Origin of the sequence: Acinetobacter stercoris (genome assembly GCF_900323515.1) — a bacterium.
Taxonomy (GTDB): domain Bacteria; phylum Pseudomonadota; class Gammaproteobacteria; order Pseudomonadales; family Moraxellaceae; genus Acinetobacter; species Acinetobacter stercoris.
Window position 1 is genome coordinate 12,805 of sequence record NZ_OOGT01000014.1, and the last position, 21,397, is coordinate 34,201.

Here is a 21,397-nt window from a genome sequence, read left to right on the forward strand (position 1 = left end):
GACCCTGTATTTAATCACACCTAAGATTAAATTCTGTGCTAAAGTGTACTTGTCAGTACACTTTTTTTCAAGTCACTATAAAAGAACAATTAATAGTAATTAGATTTTGAACAAAATTTAATATTTTGCACATAATCATAACAAATTTGATTAATGTCTCATTTTTTGTTGAGTGTGTTCATTTTCTTCTATTTCCACAGGTTGCTTTGGTGGCCAGAAAAAATCCAGAGGTCTAGTAAAGAAATGCGTCATAACTAGTTTGGCCAAAGGCTTCCATTGTTCAAAACGGACTTGACGTGCCCGTAATGCAACAATAACAGTGAGTGAAAAACTGACAAAAAGGTTGGTGAGACCAATTAATAAAACGCCAAGGAAAGAAATAATAATTAATCCAATATCAGGAGAATTTGTGCACATTAAACCTTGAATAAAATTGGCAGAAGCAAAGGCAATATGACGAATATCTAAAGGTAAACCTAAAATAAAACCTAAAGTTCCCATACTTCCAAGCATAATACCGAATAGAAAATTACCTGCTAAAGCTCCCAGGTTGCGTTCAATATAATTGGCAAATTTATTCAGACGCTCTTGCCCCATCAAAAGTTTAAGTCGGGCATGCGCTTTTAAGCGAGGACCTATCTTACGGTATACTGCCATGTTATCGAAATATCCGGCAATCAGGCCAGATAAAAATAGACAGACACCAGCGATAGCTGCATGAGGAACAGCCAAGGAGGTGAATGGATTTAAACTGTGAAGGAGAGCATCCGCTTTCATGTGATTTAACAGTGGTTCATCCATAATACTTTGCCAAAGAAAAGTAATCAGTGCTGCTATTGGTATGGCTATGGAAATATTACCAAGGATCGCAATAAATTGAGTACGGATAATATTCACAATCAAAGATGCCAGCTCTGCGATTTGAGCGTTCTTGGAGCCTTTTCTATGTTGAACCGTTGCCGCCAGTGCGGCAGCAGTCATGGCAGGTTGTTTGGTTGCAACGGTAAAGTGTAAAACATGAATGAGCATGAAGCCCAAAGAGTAGTTCATGCTATAGATAAAAGCATGCATGAGTGGAGCCAGAACCAATCGTGCTGCCAAAATCTTTAAACTCGCCATAATGGCGATAATGACACCAGCTCCAGCAGCAGCTTTGTACATACCGAAAAAACCTTGTTTATCAGTACTTACATAATGTTCACCAGTCTTGCTGGCATTTTCAGTAACCTGCAGGGCAATCAATTCGCTATTGGCACTTAATAGGGCACGGACACTATTTTCACTCGAATGGGCGCTGACCAAATCTGTCAAAAGCTCAGCCATTGCCTGATAACGTAATTCATTTTCCTCAACGAGAATATTCAGCAATAGTTCAATACGATCTAAGCATTGTTCAAGCAATGATAGTAAATAGGTCAGACTTAGACTGACCCCGATACGTTTAACAGCTCGTCTGGTCTTTAATACTAACTCACGGCATTGCTCAATCATCACTAAAGCTTGATCAGCATCCAGGATGTGAGTAGTGGTGGTGTTTTTTAAATCATCTTGATGTGATTTTTTATAATTTTCAATAAATTCAACAATTTCACGGTTTTGTACTAAAAAGGGTGATTCATATTCAGTGACTTCAGGTTGAGCATTAATAAATTCTGGATATAGGCCAATACCACTGATACGATAGGATAAAACCGTGATGGCTTTAACCATTTCCTGCTTAATACCAAATTTTGCCTGCTGAAAATTTTGTCCCTGATGAAGTAAGGCAAATAACTGAGACCAGTCTTCATTTGCAATATTTTCTAACCAGTATTTGTCGGTTTTATCAAAGAAAACGCGACCGACTAAATCTTTTAATTCAGTGTGATCATTAAGTAAAGGTAAAAAATGAGCACCTAAGCGTTGTCCTAGTTGATTCCAGAAACCATCCAGAGACAAGATACCACTATCTGCATATAAGGTTGCCTGCTTATAATGATTCATTAATTTAAGCACATAGCCCTGAAAATGATAAGCAGCCGTAGGGGTCAGCAATAAGGCTTGAATTAACGCCTGGATTTTTTGTTGAATTTCGTTGCTATTTCTACTATCAACAGGTCTGATACGTTTGACCAGTTCAATTAATATTGTGGGATCAGGAATAACTTGTGGATGTTCAAGTTGTTCCTGCATTTTTGTAAAAAGATCATGAAAATTTATATGCATAGGCAAGGATACAGGATTATTGAATTCGATTTAAAGCAAGTTGGGCTAAATTGTATAAAGCTTGGCGATATTCACTTTCAGGTAAATCATTGAGTGCGTTCAGTGCAGTTTCAGTTTCTTCTTTCGCACGTTGACGGCAATAATCTAGTGCACCAGAGCTTTGTACAATCTGAATCACACGATCAAGCTCAGAAGTACCACCAGTTGCAATACTACGGCGAATGACTTGATGCTCTTCACCAACAGTCTTTTGTAAAGCAGAGATTAAAGGTAAAGTCGGTTTACCTTCCATTAAATCATCACCAATATTTTTACCTAATGTTTCAGCATCAGATGTATAGTCTAAAATATCATCAATAATCTGGAATGCATTACCAAAGTGACCTGCATAAACCCTGAGGGGTTCACGATATTGTTCCTTGCCTGCCAAAATAGCAGCACCTTCAGTAGCAAGTTCAAATAAACGAGAAGTTTTTCCGTGAATAATACTTAGATAGGTTGCTTCATCGGTATCAGGCTGATGTTGAGCCTGAAGTTGTAGAACCTCACCTTCCGCAATTTCACAAGTGCCTGTAGAAAAATCCTTGAGTAGAACCATATTGTTTAAATCAACAAGTAGGTCAAATGCACGAGAGATGAGGAAGTCACCAACTAAAACAGCAGTTTGATTGTTCCAGGTTGCATTTGCAGTTGGTTTGCCCCGACGTAAACCGGACTCATCTACGACATCATCATGTACTAAAGTTGCAGTATGTAACATCTCGATAATTGCTGCGAGTTTTTGAGCCTGTTCCAGATCAGTTTCACCACATGCTCGTGCAGCGAGAAGACACATAATAGGGCGCATACGTTTACCACCAGCTTCAACGACGTGTTTGCTGACTGACATAACAAGTGCAACCTTAGAGCTAATCCCTTCATTAATCAGTTTGTCCATCGCAGCAAAGTCAGTGGCAACAGGAGCTAAAATATCTTGCTTAAAATCGATGGTCATGTGATGGGAGTCCTCTGCAAATGCGAATTAGTACGCTAGTGTAACAATTAACATTATGTTTTGTAGCTTTATAAAACAATCATCTGACGAATATATAACGATATGTCCTTTTTCTATCCGAGATTGTTATAAAACATAGCGTATTCTACTTCAATTGTTTTGTGGCAATATATTAACGGATTGTATGCAAAAATCTATCGCGATATAAAGAGATGTAGTTTAAATAATTATTAAATTCAGTGATTAAGTTTGCTGTAATGTATTATTTATCGCATGATTTTGAATCTAACTCAAAAAATAAGCAAAATGACTTGTTGTTTAAGCAATTATCACTTAAAATCTTTGCCCTTGTATAACCCCAGTGGCGTTCGTCTTAAGATCGATATATCCCTTTATCGGCACGGCGACACGGGCAAGTGGAGTACGTTATGTACGCAGTAATCCAAAGCGGTGGTAAACAGCACCGTGTTGTTGAGGGTGAAACCCTTAAAGTAGAATTATTGAAAGCTGAAACTGGCGCAACTATTACATTTGATGATGTATTAATGGTTGTAAATGGTGACAACATTCAAATCGGTGCTCCAGTTGTTGCTGGCGCAAAAGTAACTGCAGAAGTGGTTGGTCATGGTCGTCACGACAAAATCCGTATTGTTAAGATGCGTCGTCGTAAACATTACCGTAAACAACAAGGTCACCGTCAATGGTTCACTGAGTTGAAAATTACTGGTATCGCAGGCTAATCACGAGGAGTAAGAGACATGGCTCACAAAAAAGCCGGTGGTTCGACACGTAACGGTCGTGATTCAAACCCAAAAATGTTAGGTGTTAAAGTTTACGGCGGTCAAGCTGTAGTTGCAGGTAACATCATCGTTCGTCAACGTGGTACTGAGTTCCATGCTGGTGCAAACGTAGGTATGGGGCGTGACCATACATTATTTGCTACTGCTGATGGCGTAGTAAAATTTGAAGTGAAAGGTCAATTTGGCCGTCGCTATGTAACTGTTGAAACTGCATAAGTTTCAATCGTTATAAAAAACCCACAGTTTTGTGGGTTTTTTTAGTTGCTGTATTTCTATTTTCTTCATCATGATGGACAAAAGCCAACATTTTCTATCATAACAATACAAAAAATCTTATTTTCTCAATTATTCGTTATTAAATTTAGTTTAAGATAAATTCCTTAATAAATTGCATACTTGCAAAATCTATAAGGTGATAAATATGACTATGCTTCGTAAAACGATGGGTGCAATCACAATCAGTGCAGCAATGCTAGCACCTGCAATGAGCACAACTGTTTTTGCGGCAACTGCGGCATCGGAGCAAACGGCAACGTCTAATTTGGTTAGACAATTAAGTGGTATAAAAAGTTTATCGGCAAACTTTGAACAAACAACAAAGTTAACCAGTGGTAAAGCACCTCAGAAAAAGGGATTAACTGCTCAACATATGAATCAGACCTTTAAAGGTGAGATGAAAGTTGCGCGTCCTGGTAAATTTTATTGGCAAACAACTTCACCAGCAAAACAAACAATCGTTACTTCTGGTAAAACTGTCTGGATTTACGATCCTGATTTAGGACAAGCTGTGCGTCAGAGTCTGGATGAACAGGTTGCCAATACGCCTGCATTATTGTTGTCAGGCAATACGCAGCAGATTATGAAAACTTACCGTATTACTCAACCAGATGCAGGCAAAACCTATTATACACTTTATCCAAAAGACAAAGATGGCGCATTCCAGAGTTTAACCATTAGCTTTGGAGCGAATAAAGCGCCGAGCTTAATGATCTTGCAAGATTCACTAGGTCAAACGACTTATGTCCGATTTAATAATGTTAAAGTAAATCCATCAATTCCAGCTTCAATATTCAATTTTGTACCACCGAAAGGTACTGATATTATCGATCAATAATCACTGATGTTAAAAAAAGCAACCTTAATGGTTGCTTTTTTATTCGATTGAAACAACAAATTTTTTATTTAGAGATAATAATTAAACTTAAGGAAAGAGAGAGTCTTGGTAAATAAAGAGTGAACGATAAATTTATATATTGAATAAAGAGTTTTGAAATATTTGATAGTGATACTGAACTGGAAGAAAGTTATTTTAGAGGTGGAAGTTAAGGAAAACAGGGTGGTGTGCGATATATTTGAGGTAATATGTTGAATATATTAATATTTTTGTTTGGATTGTTTCTGATATTAAGTTGGCTATTTTATAGGCTTTAGATACATATTCTTAATATAATTAAATAACATAGCTTTGTATAGTTGTCGTTGAGTGAAAAAGAACTGCAACAGGTTTATAGAGATGACAAGTCAAATCAAACTACAATGGTTATGGGCTATTCCATTTTGTACGGCAGCACTTTTGATGGGCGGATGTCAGGAAAAACCTAAAGCGCATACGGATGAAACACAAAAGACATCAACAGCCAAACAAAGTGATGAACCGGTTTCTGTAATTCAAGGTAAAGTACAGCGTATTAAACTGGATAAAAATCAATTCTGCGATGATCAGGGATGCACGCAATATGATCTGCAAACAGTGAAAACCAATGTGCCGTGGATAGATAATTATTTCTTGGAACGTATCAGGAAAGCTGTACCTAATGCATTTACAGCAGAAACCAAGGATGTGAAAGTTGATACTCATCAGCAAGGGGTTAATCAAAGTTCTATCTATGTGCGTTATATATCGCAAAATAATAATTTAGCAACTTTTGCTATTCAAAGTTATGAATATGCCGCTGGAGCAGCGCATGGGATGCACCATCAAGAGTTTGTAACCTTTGATTTGACTACACATAAACGATTAGCTTTGAGTGATATCTTAAAACCTAATGTAGAGGCACAGTTGGTACAGCAGCTGTATGAAGCAAACTCATTATGGTTAGAACAGCATAGTATTACCCCAGATAAACTGCAATTAAGTGATAATTACTATTATGGTGTAAATGGGGTTGTTTTTGTCTATCCATTATATGAATTGGCTTCTTATGCAGAAGGTATGCCTGAACTAAAATTACCTTATAGTTCAGCCAAAGATCTAATCAAACCAGAATATTTACCTGGCCTGCCACAATACGCATCGCAATAATTGAGTTATATTTTGACTTCTTTGCAGTCTTCTTATACGAATCATCATCTGAATAAGCTCTGTCACTGTATTTTTTGCGGTGAAGAGCTTACACTATAGTCAGTTTTTTACATGATAAAAGATTGGCTATGATCGACCCGAAATTACTCAGAAATAATATTGAGGCTGTAAATTTAGCCTTGGCAAAACGTGGTGTTCAACTGAATGTAGATGAGTGGGCATCATTAGAAGCTCGCCGCAAAGAAATTCAGTCCAAAACTGAAAATTTGCAGGCTGAGCGTAATTCGGGCGCAAAACAAGTAGGTCAAATTAAAAAAGCAGGTGGTGATGCGTCAGAAATCATGGCACGCATGGCTGCTATTGGTGATGAAATTAAAGCTGCCGAAGCTGAGCTCGCAGACCTGCAAGCTGAAATCGAAGCAAAATCTTTATCTATTCCGAATTTACCACATGAATCAGTACCTGAAGGTAAAGATGAAAGTGATAATGTGGAAATATTGAGATGGGGTACACCTCGCCAGTTTGATTTTGAAATCAAGGATCATACAGATCTTGGTGAAATGATGGGTGGTCTTGAGTTCGAAACAGCAACAAAGCTTACAGGCACACGTTTTAGCGTATTGAAAGGTCCACTTGCCCGTCTACAACGTGCACTTACTCAGTTTATGCTCGATACCCATACGCTTAAAAATGGTTATACCGAAGCATATGTACCTTATTTAGTGAATGCTGACTCACTACGTGGTACAGGGCAACTTCCTAAATTTGAAGAAGATTTGTTCAAGCTTCAAGGCGAAAAGGAATATTATTTGATTCCTACAGCTGAAGTTCCTGTAACTAACTTTGTTCGTGATGAAATTATTGATGCAGAGCGTTTACCTCTTAAGTATGCTGCACATACGCCATGTTTCCGTAGTGAAGCAGGTTCTTATGGGCGTGATACACGTGGTTTGATCCGTCAGCATCAGTTTGACAAAGTTGAAATGGTTCAGATTGTGAAAGCTGAAGACTCTATGGATGCTTTAGAAGCATTAACAGGTCATGCGGAAGGTATTTTACAGGCACTTGGTCTGCCTTATCGCAAGATTGTACTTTGTGGTGGGGATATGGGCTTTGGTGCTTGTAAAACTTATGATCTGGAAGTTTGGGTTCCAAGCCAAAATACTTATCGTGAAATTTCATCTTGCTCAAATATGTGGGACTTTCAGGCTCGTCGTATGAAAGCACGTTATCGTGTTGATCAAAAGAAAACTGAGCTTGTTCATACATTAAATGGCTCAGGCTTGGCTGTAGGTCGTACATTGCTTGCCGTGATGGAAAATTATCAGCGTGCGGATGGTTCGATAGAAGTTCCAGAAGTTTTACGTCCATATATGGGCGGTGCAACTTATATTGATTAATCAATCCATATAAGTTTTGCTTGTTTTAATGATCAGATAAAGCACGAGGTCATCCGTGGATATATTTCCAATTTCCTTGAAGTTACAGGGAGAGTTTTGTCTGATTGTCGGCGGTGGGCATATTGCTTATCGCAAAGCAGTTTTACTTGCTCAAGCGGGTGCAATCATTGATGTGATTGCACCTGAAATTGAAAGTGCATTATTAGAAGTTATTCAAAAGAGCCAAGGTGAATATTTCCAGTCCTCCTTTGGTCATCATATAGAACTTCAAAAATATCGCTTGGTGATTGCTGCAACCAATTCAAAAATAGTAAATCAGCAGGTATTTAATGCCTGCGAGGAAATAAAAGTTTTAGTCAATAGTGTGGATGATCCTCCACATTGCCGTTTTATGGTTCCAGCGATTATTGATCGTTCGCCGTTGGTAGTATCTATTGCTACAAATGGTGCATCTCCTGTTTTATCTCGACAGCTACGTACTCAACTTGAAAGTTTGATTCCTCATGCGATGGGAAGACTTGCAGATTTTTCAGGGAAATGGCGTAAAACTGTTAAAGATAAAATTTCTAATCCCGATGAGCGTCGTATTTTTTGGGAAGATTTGTATGCTAGTCCATTAAAAGAGCTGGTTTTTAATGACAATCTTGAAGAAGCAGATCAGTTAATTACACAGGCTTTAAATAAATGGGTAAAACCTAAAGGCGAAGTATATCTGGTTGGAGCAGGGCCAGGTGACCCAGAGCTACTGACCTTGAAAGCTTTGCGCTTGATGCAACAAGCAGATGTGGTGATTTATGATCGGTTAGTGTCTGAACCGATTTTAAACTTATGCCGTCGAGATGCAACAAAGGTTTATGTTGGTAAAGCTCGTTCTAATCACAGTGTTCCACAAGAAGGCATAAATGCATTATTGGTGAAATATGCCAGTGAGGGTAAACGGGTCTGTCGTTTAAAAGGTGGTGATCCGTTTATTTTTGGACGTGGTGGTGAGGAAATTCAGGAGCTTTTTGCGGCAGGTATCACTTTTCAGGTTGTACCAGGTATTACAGCTGCTTCTGGTTGTTCTGCTTATGCAGGTATTCCATTAACTCATCGTGATTATGCACAAAGTGTCCGTTTTCTGACAGGGCATTTAAAAGAAGGCTCACCTGAGTTACCTTGGGATGAATTAGTTTATGAGCACCAGACACTTGTACTGTATATGGGGTTGATGGGCCTTGAGACGATTTGTAAAAAGCTGGTTGCACATGGTCAACGTGCAGATATGCCTGTAGCACTCATTTCTAAAGGTACAACGCCAGAGCAAAAGGTCGTTGTTGGAACTTTAGCAGATATCGCTTCTAAAGTTGCAGAACATCAAATTCATGCACCAACCTTAACGATCATTGGTGAAGTGGTGAAATTACGTGAACAACTGCAATGGCATGAGCGAGGATAAGAAAAACAACGTTTTTCCCGAGCGCAAGGCGAAGGCTGTGCCTGAGTAAGAGGATAAGAAAAACAATGTTTTCCCGAGCACAAGGCTAAGGCTATGCCCTGAGTAAGAGGATAAGAAAAACAACGTTTTTCTGAGTGAGATCAATATTATACCTGAGTACGAGGGCAAGTGACGATAAGGTATTGTCCTAAGCCCGAGTAATAAATTGAAGTATATAAGTGAGTAATTAAGTGATTCATGTTGTTTTATATGAGCCAGAAATTCCGAGTAATACTGGTAATATTATTCGTTTGTGTGCAAATACAGGTGCACAATTGCATTTAATTAAACCACTTGGTTTTGAGCTGGATGATAAAAAGTTAAAACGTGCTGGCTTGGATTATCATGAGTGGGCACATATGCAAGTCTGGGAAAATATCGAGGAATGCTTAGCTTTTTTACAAGTAAAAGGTATTGAAAAAGATGCTATATATCCTTTAACCACAAAGGGTTCTGAAACTCCGCATACCTCAAATTTGAACCGTCCAGTTGCTCTATTGATGGGACCGGAAACTCGTGGTTTACCTGAACATGTTCGTATGATGTTTACAAAAGAGCATTGGATTCGTTTACCTATGGCACCTTCATCTCGTAGTTTAAATTTATCTAATGCAACAGCAGTCATTTTATATGAAGCATGGCGCCAACAAGGCTTTAAAGAGTTAAAATGAAATTTGCCATAAAGATTGTTGCTATTAATTATAAATTTTAAAAATGTCCCTAATCCTACTGAAAAGAGTGATTAGGGAAGATTTATTATTGATAAATGATCATTAGATATTTCTGAATAGGCTGGCAATAATCTGCATGTTACGTGTTATTTAGGAAGTTTTAACAGAAGCATCATACTTTTGTTGTGCTTCTAAAACATATTGCATATTACTCTCAGCCCAAATTTTAAATTGATAAGCAGTCTGAGCGAGTTCTTTGCCTAATATTGTGAGTGAATATTCAACTTTAATTGGTCGTGTATCGAGTAAATGTCTTTGTATAAAACCATCTCTTTCTAACATTTTTAATTTTTGTGACAGAACTTTTGGGGAAATCCCAATAATATTTTTACGTAACAAATTAAAATGTAATGGCTCAATTTTTAATGTATCCAGGATAAAAAGAACCCATTTATCAGCCATATTTTCAAAAAATAAACGTGAGGGACAGTTAGGATGGTAGACATTAAAATCAGGACAATTGTTCATATTTGTAACCATTACATGATTTATGCATTTTATCACAATAGTTACCTCTAGGTAACTAATTGACACTTAGTATCTAAAATATATTATTAGATCATCTTAAATATTTGTGAATGAAACAATGTCTAAAATAGCTGTGGTTTATTATTCAGGGTATGGTCATACAAAAGTGATAGCTGAAACTTTTGCCGATGAAGTTGATGCCCAACTGGTAGAAATTAACCAAGAGGGAGAGATTAGTGAGGGTGATTGGGAAATATTAAATATTTCTGATGCAATTGTATTCGGTGCGCCAACATATATGGGGGGAACACCTTGGCAGTTTAAAAAATTTGCTGATGCAACTTCAAAAATCTGGTTTACACGTGGTTGGGAAGATAAAGTCTTTGCTGGATTTACCAATAGCGCGAGCTTAAATGGCGATAAGCAGGTAACGTTGATTGGATTGCAAACACTTGCATCCCAACATGGAGGAATCTGGATTAGTCTTGGCTTGGCTCCATCAAATACTAAAGCAGCCACTCGTCAGGATGTTAATAACCTGGGTGGTTCTGTTGGTTTGCTGGTTCAATCTCCCTCTGATGCTAGTGCTGATGAGATTCCATCAGGTGATCTGGATACAGCAAAAAGATTTGCAAGACGTATTAAGCAAATTACGGATAAATTTGTTGGTTCATAGATCAGAATTACTGTCTGATCTTATAATTAAAAAAAGGCGCATGAAGCGCCTTTTTAAATTATTGGGTAATCCGGTTACTCATGTTCATTATGTTGTGGTGCAGGATAACGGAAGCCTCGTGTTTTATATGCAAGATAACCAACACCAATTGCAGCCCAGATCAAACCGATTTTAAGTGCAAGTTGATCAATTTCGAGCCACATCATAAATACGCTGGCAAAGCCAAGTACAGGGATAATGATGTAGTTAATGATATCTTTCATATTCTTGCTACGGCCATCACGTAGAGCATAACGAGAAATAACGGAAAAATTTACAAAACTGAAAGCTGTGAGAGCACCGAAACTGATCAGGTTTGCGATATGTTCAAAATCAAGGAAACCGGCACTAAGGGCAACAACACCAACAATGATAATGTTGTATGTCGGTGTATAAAGTTTTGGACTAATATGACCAAAGATTTTCTTATTAATAACACCATCACGTCCCATCACATACATTAGGCGAGATACACCTGCATGTGCTGAAATACCAGAAGCCATAACAGTTACAATTGCGAAGTACAAAATCACTGTCTGGAAGGTAATACCACCAATCGCGAGCAAGATTTCTGGCTGTGTTTCATCAATCTTTTTAAAGTATTGAACTGGATCACTCGGAAAATATACCTGCATAAAGTAAGTACTGATAATAAAGATGATCCCGGCAATTAATGCTGTTAGAAAAATTGCACGAGGTAGAACCCGTTCGGTATCTTTAGTTTCTTCTGCAAGTGATGATAGGGCATCAAAGCCTGTGAATGAGAAACATAAAATAGTTGCACCAGTAATTAATGCGCCAATAGATGTCATCTCATTCCAGAATGGTGCGATACTCCAAAGCTGATATTGAGATTGATCCAGACTTCCGTCAGCATTAATTCCCTGACTAAGCAATAAATACACTTTATAAGTGAAGTAGAAAATAACACCAATCTGGACAAAGACAATAGTACTGTTAAATCGTGCGACAAAGCGGGCACCGAACAGATTGATGACCGTCATTAACAGGGTTAATCCAATCACCCAGAACCAGTTATTTACATCTGGGAAAAGTGCACGTAAGTAAATATCGGCAAGAATGATATTCACTAGAGGTGACAATAAATAATCCAACCATGAAGACCAACCCACCATAAAACCGACATTTGGATGAATTGATTTTTGTGCATAGGTATATGCAGAACCAGCTGATGGATAGCGCTTAATCATGTGCCCATAGCTAATGGACGTTAGCAAGATTGCGATTAAGGCAAAAATATAAGATGTTGGTACATGCCCATGACTGTCTTGAGATACTAATCCGAAAGTATCAAAAACTGTCATTGGTTGAATATATGCTAAACCTATAATGATGATGTGCCAAAGCACAAGATTTTTTTGCAGTTTAGCCGCAGGTTGAGTCCCAGTTTGAGTTGTCAACGGCGTATCCTCATAATCGTTGATCAAGGATCAGTCATGTCTGTTAAGGATCGTTTGAGACGAACGATCCCCCCATTGATTAAAACAAAGTGCGCCAATCTATCCTAAATTGATACTATTTGTCAGTAACTTTGTTAATTTTTTTAGCAGAAATCGAGCCAGTTTGCTTAAATTTAATTCAGTTTGAATTCTGCATGATAAAAGCCTGATGTTTAAAAAAACATCAGGCCTTATTGGGTTGCTATATTCGCTTATTTTTCAGCAATTACCAAGCTTTTTCTAAGATAGATTTTAAATCTTTTAATGTAGCTTCTTTAGGATTATAGATAATCGAGCCATCATTTAACGCTTTTTCTGCTACTTCATCTAATTGTTCTTTAGTTACTTTACCAGTTTCACTTAAAGTACGAGGAAGCTTGGTTAGCGAAAATAAACGGTCACGCATAGCAAGCAGAGTTGAAATCGCTTTGTCTGCACGTTGATCAGCTGGAGTTTGTGCATAAATATCAGGACCAACTAAAGGAAATAATAAATCTGCAATTTTGTTGCCATTTACTTCCTTGTTGTATTCGAGAACATATGGCAAGAATAAGTTCATGCATAAACCATGCGGAAGATGAGCAACAGCACCAAGTGCATGACCTAATGAATGCACTAAACCGACCATAGAATTAGAAAAAGCAACACCAGCCATGGTTGATGCTTGGGCAAGTTCTAAACGGCCTTCAGCATCAGTTAGGTTTTCCAGGACGTTAAAAAGGTTATCTGAAATTTTCTTGATTGCTGCTGTTGCATAAGCGTCACTCATTGGATTTGCAGCTAAGCATGTATATGCTTCAACAGCATGTGTCATTGCATCCATTGCTGTCATTGCTGTTAAGTGAGGAGGCAATGTTTGAGTCATGCGTGGATCTAGAATTGCAGCATGTGGCATCAAGTAGTTAGATGCAAAAGCCATTTTGACTTGCTTTTGTGTATCAGAAACCACAGCGACCATAGTAACTTCCGAACCTGTTCCTGATGTTGTCGGAATCACAAAAAAAGGTTTTAGCGGTCGAGGCAGATTATGCGCTCCAGAATATTTAAGCAGGTCATCACCACCTTCTGTTACTAAGATATTGGTTGCTTTAGAGGTATCAATAACAGAGCCGCCACCGACAGCAATAATCGCATCACAGTTATTTGTACGATAAGCTTCAGCTGCAGCTCGAACAGTTTCCAGACTCGAATCAGGTGGAACATCATCAAAGATATGCGCCAAAACGACATCAGTACCTTCAAATGCTGCTTCAATTGGCTTTAATAGACCATTATTACGTACACCTTTGTCTGTAATAATCATTGGACGCTTAGAGCCAAGTGAAGCAAGCTCAAAAGGAATGTGTTCTAAAGCTGCATGGCCTGCAATGACTTTAACTGGACAAAAAAACTCATAATACGATTTAGCCATGACTTAAGCACTCCTTGTAAAATAGGATTGGGCAACTTTTAGATAGATATTGGCTGCGCCAGATAGTTTTTCTTTTAGATTGAGTTCATTTGGATATTGTTTCACTGCCAATTCAGCAATAACCTTTGGAAGAATGAGTGATTCCATTTTATTTAGGCAGCGCACTAGTCGTATAGCATAGCTCAAGTCACCATCTGCAACCATGCGATCATTGGCAAATGCTTGAGCTGTACTTTCTTGAAAAGAAAAAACCAGAAATGCGTGGTGCATGTGCTTAAACATAATGGTTAAATCTGGCTTGGCAGAAGGTGATTTGATTAATGTTAGTTGCTGTTGATCATTTACCTGAGCGACAAATGCTGGACCATAGGGAAATACAGTCATAGATAAGGTAAACCCAACAGGGAATTTTGATACCTCATATTTAACTTCATCATCGACCTGGCTTGCCATAACCAGCCCCCTGCCAATAACATCCATCATGAGTTTGACATAGGCTTGTTCAAAGGCGGGCTTAACTGATTGAGTTGAAATCACGCGCTATACCTTTTATTCAAATTTATTTATGTTTAGAGTAATTACTCTAATTTGTTTTGCTGTAAATGAAAAGCCCTTTATTGTGGAATGACTTGTACGTCACTAAAGTAACCACTATTTGTAAAATGATCAATCACATCGGTACATAGTTGATTAAAATCAGGATAATTTTTGACTAGATCACAAATTCTAATCATTTCCAGACCTGCATAACCACATGGATTGATTGTATGAAAACCGAACAAGTCGCAATCGATATTCAATGCTAAACCGTGATAGCTACGACCTTTCCGAATTTTAAAACCCAATGAGCCGATTTTTCGCTCTGTGACATAAACACCTGGTGCATCGGGCTTGGCATAAGCATCAATACCATATTTTTTTAACAGTGAAATCATGAGATTTTCAGCATAGGACACCAGTGTTCTGACATTCCAGCCAAGTCTGTTGAGGTCAAACATGAAATAAATCACCAATTGCCCTGGACCATGCCAAGTTACTTGACCACCACGATCACTTTGTACAATGGGTATATCACTTTGAATCAAAATATGTTCAGGTTTACCTGCTTGCCCCTGGGTGAGGACCGGAGGGTGTTGTAGTAGCCAAAGTTGATCAGGTGTATCTTGATCACGCTGTTCTGTAAATGATTTCATTTCAACAAAACGATCTTGATAAGGGGTTAAGCTTTCATATTTACGGATTATGAGTGTCGGTTTTAGAACAGCATCGTTCACTTAAAATGTGTCCTTGGCTTATTTGCATGTATTGGATAGATTATAAAGAATTTACGACAGGATAGGGCGAGGGAATATCGTTTTCATGGTTGAATCTATTTAGAAAAAATATAAATCATACAATTGTCCTTGTAACTGTTATGCTGAGCACAGCATTTTATCTTTAAAAAACAAATGTTAAAAAAGAATGTAAGTATTTATTATAAATGATAATTTTGTGCATTTATTACAAAAACAATTATTTAAAAGCTATAAGCAATGCGATTCTGAATATAAAGAAAAATCTAGCTTAAGTAATATTTATAAGTGGAGCAAAATATGACAACAAAACCTAAGTATATTATCCAAGTAGGTACAACAGCGGCACCAGATAGTGTTTTTATTCAGGTTACCAAAGATGGACCATATAAAGTATCAGGCGCTCCACAATTACTACAGGTTTTTATAGAACAAAACGAAACTGGTAATTCTGGTCGCTATGCTTCAGGTAAAACGTTTGAATCAAAAGATGAAATGTATTTATGTCGTTGTGGGCATAGTCATCATGCACCATTTTGTGATGGGTCACATTTAAAAAATGAAGTGCATTTAACAGAGAAGGCGAGTTTTGAACCTTTACTAGAAGGTTCTATGGAAATTGATGGTCCGAAACAAATTTTAACAGACAATGAGCATTACTGTGCATTTTCACGTTTTTGCGATAATGGTAATCAAGTGTGGAATGAAGTACAAATGCGTGGTGAGTCACATGAAAAACTGACAGAATTTATGGTGCATGCCTGTGCAGGAGGCAGATTGCTGGTATTTGATCGGGAAACTCAACAACCGATAGAACATGCTGAAAATGCTGGAATATATGCAATAGAAGATCCCGCAATTGGTTGTAGTGGACCACTTATGGTACGTGGTGGTATTCGTGTTGAAAGTGCAAATGGTGAATCTTACGAGATTCGAAATCGGCAGGCACTTTGTCGTTGTGGCGAATCGTCAAATAAACCATTTTGTGATGGGACACATGCTTCAGTGAAATACCATGATGGTATTGAATGAATACTCTTATATGTAATTAAATAATATAAAGTTTTACTATTTTTAGGTCTTGTTATAGCAATAAAAAAACACGCCTTAGGGCGTGTTTTTTTACTACAGTGCAGTACGTATATGTTCGCAAGCAGCAAGATCAGCATAAAGCGCATGAACTTGCTCAAGCTCATCAAAACGTAGCTGTGCAGTCAAAGAATGATACTTACCAGTACGTGAAGGCTGTATTTTTATGGTAGTTTCATCAAAATCTGGGAAATGTTTTACCAAAATTTCGACTACAGCACCACGTAGTTCCTCTCCAGCATTACCAATAAGTTTGATTGGATAATCCATTGGAAATACCCAAAGATCTTCGCGTAATTCACGAGATGGTGTGCGGTCTAACATGATTCACCTCAATTGATTGAAAACGCCCGCATCAATTTGCAGGCGTTTATAGCTCTAATCAATAAATGGGGATAACTTCTAAAAATTCAAGTTATCCTGTGATTGATTAGTCATTTTCCAGGAATGAACGTAAGTGTTCAGAACGGGAAGGATGACGAAGTTTACGTAAGGCTTTTGCTTCAATCTGACGAATACGTTCACGTGTTACATCAAATTGCTTACCAACTTCCTCTAAAGTATGGTCTGTTGGCATATCGATACCAAAACGCATTTTCAATACTTTTGCTTCACGCTCAGTTAAATTTTCAAGAACTTCGCGTGTTGCTTCTTTTAAGCCTTCTGAAGTTGCAGCATCAATAGGAGATGTGATGTTGCCATCTTCAATAAAGTCCCCAAGATGTGAATCTTCATCATCACCAATAGGCGTTTCCATAGAAATCGGTTCTTTGGCAATTTTTAGGACTTTACGAACTTTAACTTCATCCATCTCTAAACGTTCACCTAATTCTTCAGGAGTAGGTTCACGTCCCATTTCCTGAAGAAGCTGGCGAGATACACGGTTGATCTTGTTAATGGTTTCGATCATGTGTACTGGAATACGAATCGTACGTGCCTGATCGGCAATAGAGCGGGTAATCGCCTGACGAATCCACCAGGTCGCGTAGGTTGAGAATTTGTAACCACGACGGTATTCAAATTTGTCTACAGCTTTCATCAAACCGATATTACCTTCCTGAATCAAGTCCAGGAATTGAAGTCCACGGTTAGTGTATTTTTTCGCAATTGAGATAACCAGACGTAAGTTGGCTTCAACCATTTCTTTTTTCGCGCGACGAGCTTTGGCTTCACCAATGGCCATGCGTTTAGAAATGTCTTTAATCTCTTTTACATTGAGATCAAGTTCTTTTTCGATATCAGCAATCTTTTGCTGGAATGCGAGTACATCAGGGCGAACTTTTTCTAGGTAATTTTTGATTTCAGCAGGTGCTTTTGCAATCTGTTCATCCAACCAAGCCGGATTGGATTCCTGACCTGGGAAGCTTGTACGGAATTGGGTACGATCCATACGACCACGACGAACAGCATAGCGCATGACTTCACGTTCTGAAGTACGGATCTGGTCATGTGTACCACGAATCATTTCAGAAATGATATCAAATAAACGAGGTGTAAATTTGAACATCATAAATACAGTTGCAAGGTCTTCAAGAACCTGTTTACCTTCTGCACTGTTACGACCGTGTTTTGCAAGAGTATCTTTTGCGGCTACCCATGCAGCCTCTAACTCTGCAAAACGGGCTTTGGCAATTTCAGGATCAGGTCCAGAATCACCTTCAGAATCATCATCGCTTTCAGATTCTTCTTCTTCATCGTCATCATCAAGTTTAACGTCTTTTGTCGGTTTGCTTGATGCTTCTTCTTCATCTTCTAGGTCTTCAGATTCATCTTCTAAAACTTCTGGAATATCATCATCAGTTTCAGGGTCAAGATAACCTGAAAGAATGTCTGCTAAACGGCGTTCGCCATTTTCATAATCTTTGTATTCTTGTAAAACGACCTCAACAGCATTCGGCCAATAGGCAATTGAATGCAATACATCACGGATCCCCTCTTCGATACGTTTAGCGATACTGATTTCGCCTTCACGTGTCAAAAGTTCAACAGTACCCATTTCACGCATATACATACGTACAGGGTCAGTTGTACGACCAGGTTCATTTTCTACCGATGCAAGTACTGCAGCTGCTTCTTCTTCTGCAACTTCGTCAGTTGTGTCATTGCTACCTTCGAACATTGCATCATCAGATTCAGGCGCACGTTCGTGCACAGGAATACCAACGTCTTGAAGCATCTGAATAATATCTTCAATCTGTTCGCTTTCTGTAATTGAGTCTGGGAGATGATCGTTAACCTCAGCGTAGGTTAAGTAACCTTGTTCTTTGCCTCGGCTAATAAGAGCCGCTACTTGGGAAGTAGGGGAATGCATATCGCTCATCTTTGCTCTCTTCTCGTTGAATCTGTGGCAGTGAAAAACCGTGCATGATAGCACAATTTAAAAAAATAGTCGTTGAATTGATCAGTCAATTCCGTTTGAAAAAGTTTCTTTGATTGAACAACTTTTCTTAAGTATTGGGTCAATATCGTTATTTTCAAGAGCTACTCTGAATTTTTCACCTGAATTAATGGGTATCAAACTTGTTAAACATCATTGGATTTAGTTTTTGACTGCTAAATTTTATAATGTTCATCTTTATCGTATTGAAACACAATGCATGCTAAGCATAAATGAAATTGTAACAAGCCTGAAAGATATTTTCGCATAATGCATAATTTTTATTCGAAAAAAAAGTAAAAAAACGCAAACAAAAGCAAAATAATCAAATAAAACTTGACAAGTGTTTGGAAGACAGATAAATAGCGCCTAGACCCATTCACATTTTTTCATTATGAGGTAGTTTTAGTGTCTTCTACAGATTTTGAACTAGATGATAGCTACGGTGATGATGATGTTAATTTTGATGAGTCATCAAGCAAAATTAGCGCAAAAGAATCTTTAGAAAAACGTCGTTTAATTGACGATTTACTTGCTCAACGTCGTCTTGAAAGAGAATTAAAAGACTTTGATTATGATTTTGATGACGATGATTTAGACGATGAAGACGAATAAAATTACGTTATATCTAAAGGGTAGTGTTATGCTACATACGAATTTTTAGTAAATATTGGATTCATGATGAGTGCTTTAGATTTAGACCAGCTGAGTGACTATCTAGATGGCGACCAAAACGAGTATGGTCTAGATTTCGCAGCTACACATGGTTTTTTATGTGCCATTGCTGTTGGACCTCAATTTGACCGTTGGTTAGATGAACTTTTTGAAGGTAACCAGAACAAAGCACCTAAAGAAATTGTAGAACAAATCAAGCTTTGGCTGAATGATATTCGCCAAAATTTGGCAAATGAAGAAGGAATAGAGTTTCCTTTTGAAATAGAAGAAGCTGATGTAGATTCAAGCCTTGGGGACTGGAGCGTTGGTTTTGTTGATGCAATGTTCCTGAATGAAGAAGCATGGTTTACACCAGAATTTGAAGATCAACTGGTTGATTTAACCTTGCCAATTATGGTGTTTAGCGGTATTGATGAGGAAGATCCTCAAATGGAATCTTTCCGTCGTAATGGTCAGCTGATGGATGAGCTTGCTGAAGAAATACCAGATAATTTAAATGAGCTGTACCTCATGTATCACACACCAAACTAATTTTTGCATTTTTAAGATGTTTTAAAACTCATGTGTTTTCACATGAGTTTTTTTATGAGTTAAAACTTATTTTAATTTCTGGAAGCATTGATTGGCATACCAGCTATAAGCTAAATAAAATACGCCGCCATGAATAATCACGATGAACAGCATAATAATAGCAGAACCCGCCAGACCTGTTTTTTCTGCTATTTCAAGTAGATGGTCTGATGCAGGATTTGTAACGATATAAAAGAATAATAATAAACAGGCAATTACCAATGCCGTTGCAGTACTGCCCCAGACCAATTGTATTTTTTCATCATGGCTTGGTAAGCGTAGTTCTTTTTTTACAAAGTGTGAGGCAGTTAAAAAAGCAGCTGCAAGCAAAATAGGTAGTGTCGTAATAAAACCTAAATTCAAGATGCTTAAAAGTAAGCCAAGTAGGACGAGAGCAATACTGTAAATTGCTGCGAAATAAAGAAAATAATGTTTCATTTTGACCCCAAAAAATACTTTATCACATCAGGGGATATCGACATTTCAGAACAGAAATACGTTGTCAGCTAAAATTAAGTTAACTAGACGTAAAACTTAGAGAATAGTGAGAATATTTTAAGTTTTACAGCAAAGCTTAGGATAATTTTAGTTAGCCTTGAATGAATTCAAACTACTGTTGTGTATGAGGTACAAGGTGAAGCAAGGCAAGATTACTTTGGATCTACTCTTTGTTTTGCGAAACACCAGTTTACTCATTACCTGGATGACTAATATAATCCATTTCGTATAAGCTAAAAACAATCTATGTCTCAATCACTCTAAAATGTCAATGAATCCTAAATATTAACGTGATTTATTTTTAAACTTACGATAAAGATAACAAATTATAAAGATTACAGCCAGCGTGATAATGACTAAACTTAAATGGCTAATGATTTTATCCATTAATATCTTATTTTGTCCAAAATAGTAACCAATACATGCCAAGAAAGTTGTCCAAATGATCGTTCCAAGAGCACTATAAAACATGAATTTCCAAAAAGGCATACGGCTCATACCGGCAGGAATACTGATAAGTGAGCGAACAGCAGGAATCATTCTGCCGAAAAAAACAATACGATGCCCGTATTTTTCAAAAAATACTAAAGCTTTCTGAATATCTTTTTGTTGAATAAAAATATATTTTCCGTAACGATCAACATATTTAAAAATACTATCATGACTGAATTGATAGCCGATCCAGTAAAGTAAGGCTGCTGCAATTAATGAACCAGAACTTCCAGCTAAAATAACCCCATATAATGTAAGTTGTCCTTGTGATGCAGAAAATCCTGCAGACGGCATAATAATTTCAGACGGGATAGGCGGGAAAACATTATCAAGAAACATGAGCAAAAGAATACCAAAGTATCCAAGCTGTTCCATGATTTGTATAATCCAGTTCGACATAAAATAGAATAATGCTGTGTATTGTATTTATATATTATGTTC

At 37.7% G+C, this 21,397-nt stretch carries 22 protein-coding genes; 11 read left to right on the top strand and 11 right to left on the bottom strand.

Annotated elements, in window-relative coordinates; genetic code table 11:
• Nucleotides 1–150: 150 nt before the first annotated feature.
• The gene (locus KPC_RS02660; RefSeq protein ID WP_171334411.1) at nucleotides 151–2,205 is read right to left on the bottom strand and encodes a site-specific recombinase; all 2,055 of its coding nucleotides are present in this window, start codon (nucleotides 2,203–2,205) and stop codon (nucleotides 151–153) included.
• A gap of 16 nt (nucleotides 2,206–2,221) precedes the next feature.
• Nucleotides 2,222–3,199: an All-trans-nonaprenyl-diphosphate synthase gene (sdsA, locus tag KPC_RS02665; protein WP_121972888.1), complete on the bottom strand. Its 978-nt coding sequence runs from the start codon at nucleotides 3,197–3,199 to the stop codon at nucleotides 2,222–2,224.
• Nucleotides 3,200–3,627: 428 nt separating this feature from the next.
• On the opposite strand from sdsA, the gene rplU reads away from it, so the two are divergent.
• The 7 genes from rplU (at nucleotide 3,628) to KPC_RS02700 (ending at nucleotide 9,849) form a co-directional block, all read left to right on the top strand.
• Nucleotides 3,628–3,939 carry a 50S ribosomal protein L21 gene (gene rplU, locus KPC_RS02670; RefSeq protein WP_121972889.1) on the top strand — a complete coding sequence of 104 codons (312 nt, stop codon included), beginning with the start codon at nucleotides 3,628–3,630 and terminating at the stop codon, nucleotides 3,937–3,939.
• Nucleotides 3,940–3,957: 18 nt separating this feature from the next.
• Nucleotides 3,958–4,215 carry a 50S ribosomal protein L27 gene (rpmA, locus tag KPC_RS02675; protein WP_121972890.1) on the top strand — a complete coding sequence of 86 codons (258 nt, stop codon included), beginning with the start codon at nucleotides 3,958–3,960 and terminating at the stop codon, nucleotides 4,213–4,215.
• 205 nt (nucleotides 4,216–4,420) lie between these two features.
• Nucleotides 4,421–5,113 carry an outer membrane lipoprotein chaperone LolA gene (lolA, locus tag KPC_RS02680; protein ID WP_121972891.1) on the top strand — a complete coding sequence of 231 codons (693 nt, stop codon included), beginning with the start codon at nucleotides 4,421–4,423 and terminating at the stop codon, nucleotides 5,111–5,113.
• 399 nt (nucleotides 5,114–5,512) lie between these two features.
• Nucleotides 5,513–6,301, top strand: coding sequence for an RsiV family protein (locus KPC_RS02685; protein WP_121972892.1), 789 nt, complete (start codon nucleotides 5,513–5,515; stop codon nucleotides 6,299–6,301).
• Between the two features lie 128 nt (nucleotides 6,302–6,429).
• The gene (serS, locus tag KPC_RS02690; protein ID WP_121972893.1) at nucleotides 6,430–7,701 is read left to right on the top strand and encodes a serine--tRNA ligase; all 1,272 of its coding nucleotides are present in this window, start codon (nucleotides 6,430–6,432) and stop codon (nucleotides 7,699–7,701) included.
• A gap of 55 nt (nucleotides 7,702–7,756) precedes the next feature.
• The gene (gene cysG, locus KPC_RS02695) at nucleotides 7,757–9,139 is read left to right on the top strand and encodes a siroheme synthase CysG (protein WP_121972894.1); all 1,383 of its coding nucleotides are present in this window, start codon (nucleotides 7,757–7,759) and stop codon (nucleotides 9,137–9,139) included.
• A 230-nt stretch (nucleotides 9,140–9,369) separates the two neighbouring features.
• A complete protein-coding gene (locus KPC_RS02700; RefSeq protein ID WP_121972895.1) occupies nucleotides 9,370–9,849 on the top strand; it encodes a tRNA (cytidine(34)-2'-O)-methyltransferase in 480 nt (159 codons plus the stop codon).
• Between the two features lie 150 nt (nucleotides 9,850–9,999).
• On the opposite strand, the gene KPC_RS02705 is transcribed toward KPC_RS02700, so the two are convergent.
• The gene (locus KPC_RS02705) at nucleotides 10,000–10,377 is read right to left on the bottom strand and encodes a winged helix-turn-helix transcriptional regulator (protein WP_121972896.1); all 378 of its coding nucleotides are present in this window, start codon (nucleotides 10,375–10,377) and stop codon (nucleotides 10,000–10,002) included.
• A gap of 118 nt (nucleotides 10,378–10,495) precedes the next feature.
• Between KPC_RS02705 and KPC_RS02710 the strand changes: the two genes are divergently transcribed.
• Nucleotides 10,496–11,053: a flavodoxin family protein gene (locus KPC_RS02710; RefSeq protein WP_121972897.1), complete on the top strand. Its 558-nt coding sequence runs from the start codon at nucleotides 10,496–10,498 to the stop codon at nucleotides 11,051–11,053.
• A gap of 74 nt (nucleotides 11,054–11,127) precedes the next feature.
• Here KPC_RS02710 and KPC_RS02715 read toward each other — a convergent pair whose 3' ends face one another.
• From KPC_RS02715 to lipB, 4 genes are all read right to left on the bottom strand, one after another.
• Nucleotides 11,128–12,513 carry an APC family permease gene (locus KPC_RS02715; protein WP_121972898.1) on the bottom strand — a complete coding sequence of 462 codons (1,386 nt, stop codon included), beginning with the start codon at nucleotides 12,511–12,513 and terminating at the stop codon, nucleotides 11,128–11,130.
• A gap of 265 nt (nucleotides 12,514–12,778) precedes the next feature.
• Complete coding sequence (locus tag KPC_RS02725) at nucleotides 12,779–13,963, bottom strand: iron-containing alcohol dehydrogenase (RefSeq protein WP_121972899.1); 1,185 nt, start codon at nucleotides 13,961–13,963, stop codon at nucleotides 12,779–12,781.
• Between the two features lie 3 nt (nucleotides 13,964–13,966).
• Nucleotides 13,967–14,500: a hypothetical protein gene (locus KPC_RS02730; RefSeq protein WP_121972900.1), complete on the bottom strand. Its 534-nt coding sequence runs from the start codon at nucleotides 14,498–14,500 to the stop codon at nucleotides 13,967–13,969.
• 77 nt (nucleotides 14,501–14,577) lie between these two features.
• Nucleotides 14,578–15,237, bottom strand: a complete 660-nt coding sequence (gene lipB, locus KPC_RS02735) for a lipoyl(octanoyl) transferase LipB (protein ID WP_121972901.1) — start codon at nucleotides 15,235–15,237, stop codon at nucleotides 14,578–14,580.
• A 318-nt stretch (nucleotides 15,238–15,555) separates the two neighbouring features.
• Between lipB and KPC_RS02740 the strand changes: the two genes are divergently transcribed.
• The gene (locus KPC_RS02740) at nucleotides 15,556–16,287 is read left to right on the top strand and encodes a CDGSH iron-sulfur domain-containing protein (protein ID WP_121972902.1); all 732 of its coding nucleotides are present in this window, start codon (nucleotides 15,556–15,558) and stop codon (nucleotides 16,285–16,287) included.
• Between the two features lie 93 nt (nucleotides 16,288–16,380).
• Here KPC_RS02740 and KPC_RS02745 read toward each other — a convergent pair whose 3' ends face one another.
• Entirely contained in the window at nucleotides 16,381–16,668 is a 288-nt protein-coding gene (locus KPC_RS02745) for a YbeD family protein (RefSeq protein ID WP_121972903.1), read from the bottom strand.
• A gap of 106 nt (nucleotides 16,669–16,774) precedes the next feature.
• Entirely contained in the window at nucleotides 16,775–18,718 is a 1,944-nt protein-coding gene (gene rpoD / locus KPC_RS02750) for an RNA polymerase sigma factor RpoD (RefSeq protein WP_407641969.1), read from the bottom strand.
• Between the two features lie 411 nt (nucleotides 18,719–19,129).
• On the opposite strand from rpoD, the gene KPC_RS02755 reads away from it, so the two are divergent.
• Both KPC_RS02755 and KPC_RS02760 read left to right on the top strand, forming a co-directional pair.
• The gene (locus KPC_RS02755) at nucleotides 19,130–19,336 is read left to right on the top strand and encodes a PA3496 family putative envelope integrity protein (protein ID WP_121972905.1); all 207 of its coding nucleotides are present in this window, start codon (nucleotides 19,130–19,132) and stop codon (nucleotides 19,334–19,336) included.
• Between the two features lie 66 nt (nucleotides 19,337–19,402).
• The gene (locus KPC_RS02760; RefSeq protein ID WP_121972906.1) at nucleotides 19,403–19,927 is read left to right on the top strand and encodes a YecA/YgfB family protein; all 525 of its coding nucleotides are present in this window, start codon (nucleotides 19,403–19,405) and stop codon (nucleotides 19,925–19,927) included.
• Nucleotides 19,928–19,993: 66 nt separating this feature from the next.
• Here the strand turns inward: KPC_RS02760 and KPC_RS02765 are convergent, their stop codons facing one another.
• On the bottom strand, nucleotides 19,994–20,404 hold the full coding sequence (locus KPC_RS02765; protein ID WP_121972907.1) for an ABZJ_00895 family protein: 411 nt from the start codon (nucleotides 20,402–20,404) through the stop codon (nucleotides 19,994–19,996).
• 345 nt (nucleotides 20,405–20,749) lie between these two features.
• Nucleotides 20,750–21,355, bottom strand: coding sequence for a DedA family protein (locus KPC_RS02770; RefSeq protein WP_228212133.1), 606 nt, complete (start codon nucleotides 21,353–21,355; stop codon nucleotides 20,750–20,752).
• Nucleotides 21,356–21,397 lie beyond the last annotated feature (42 nt).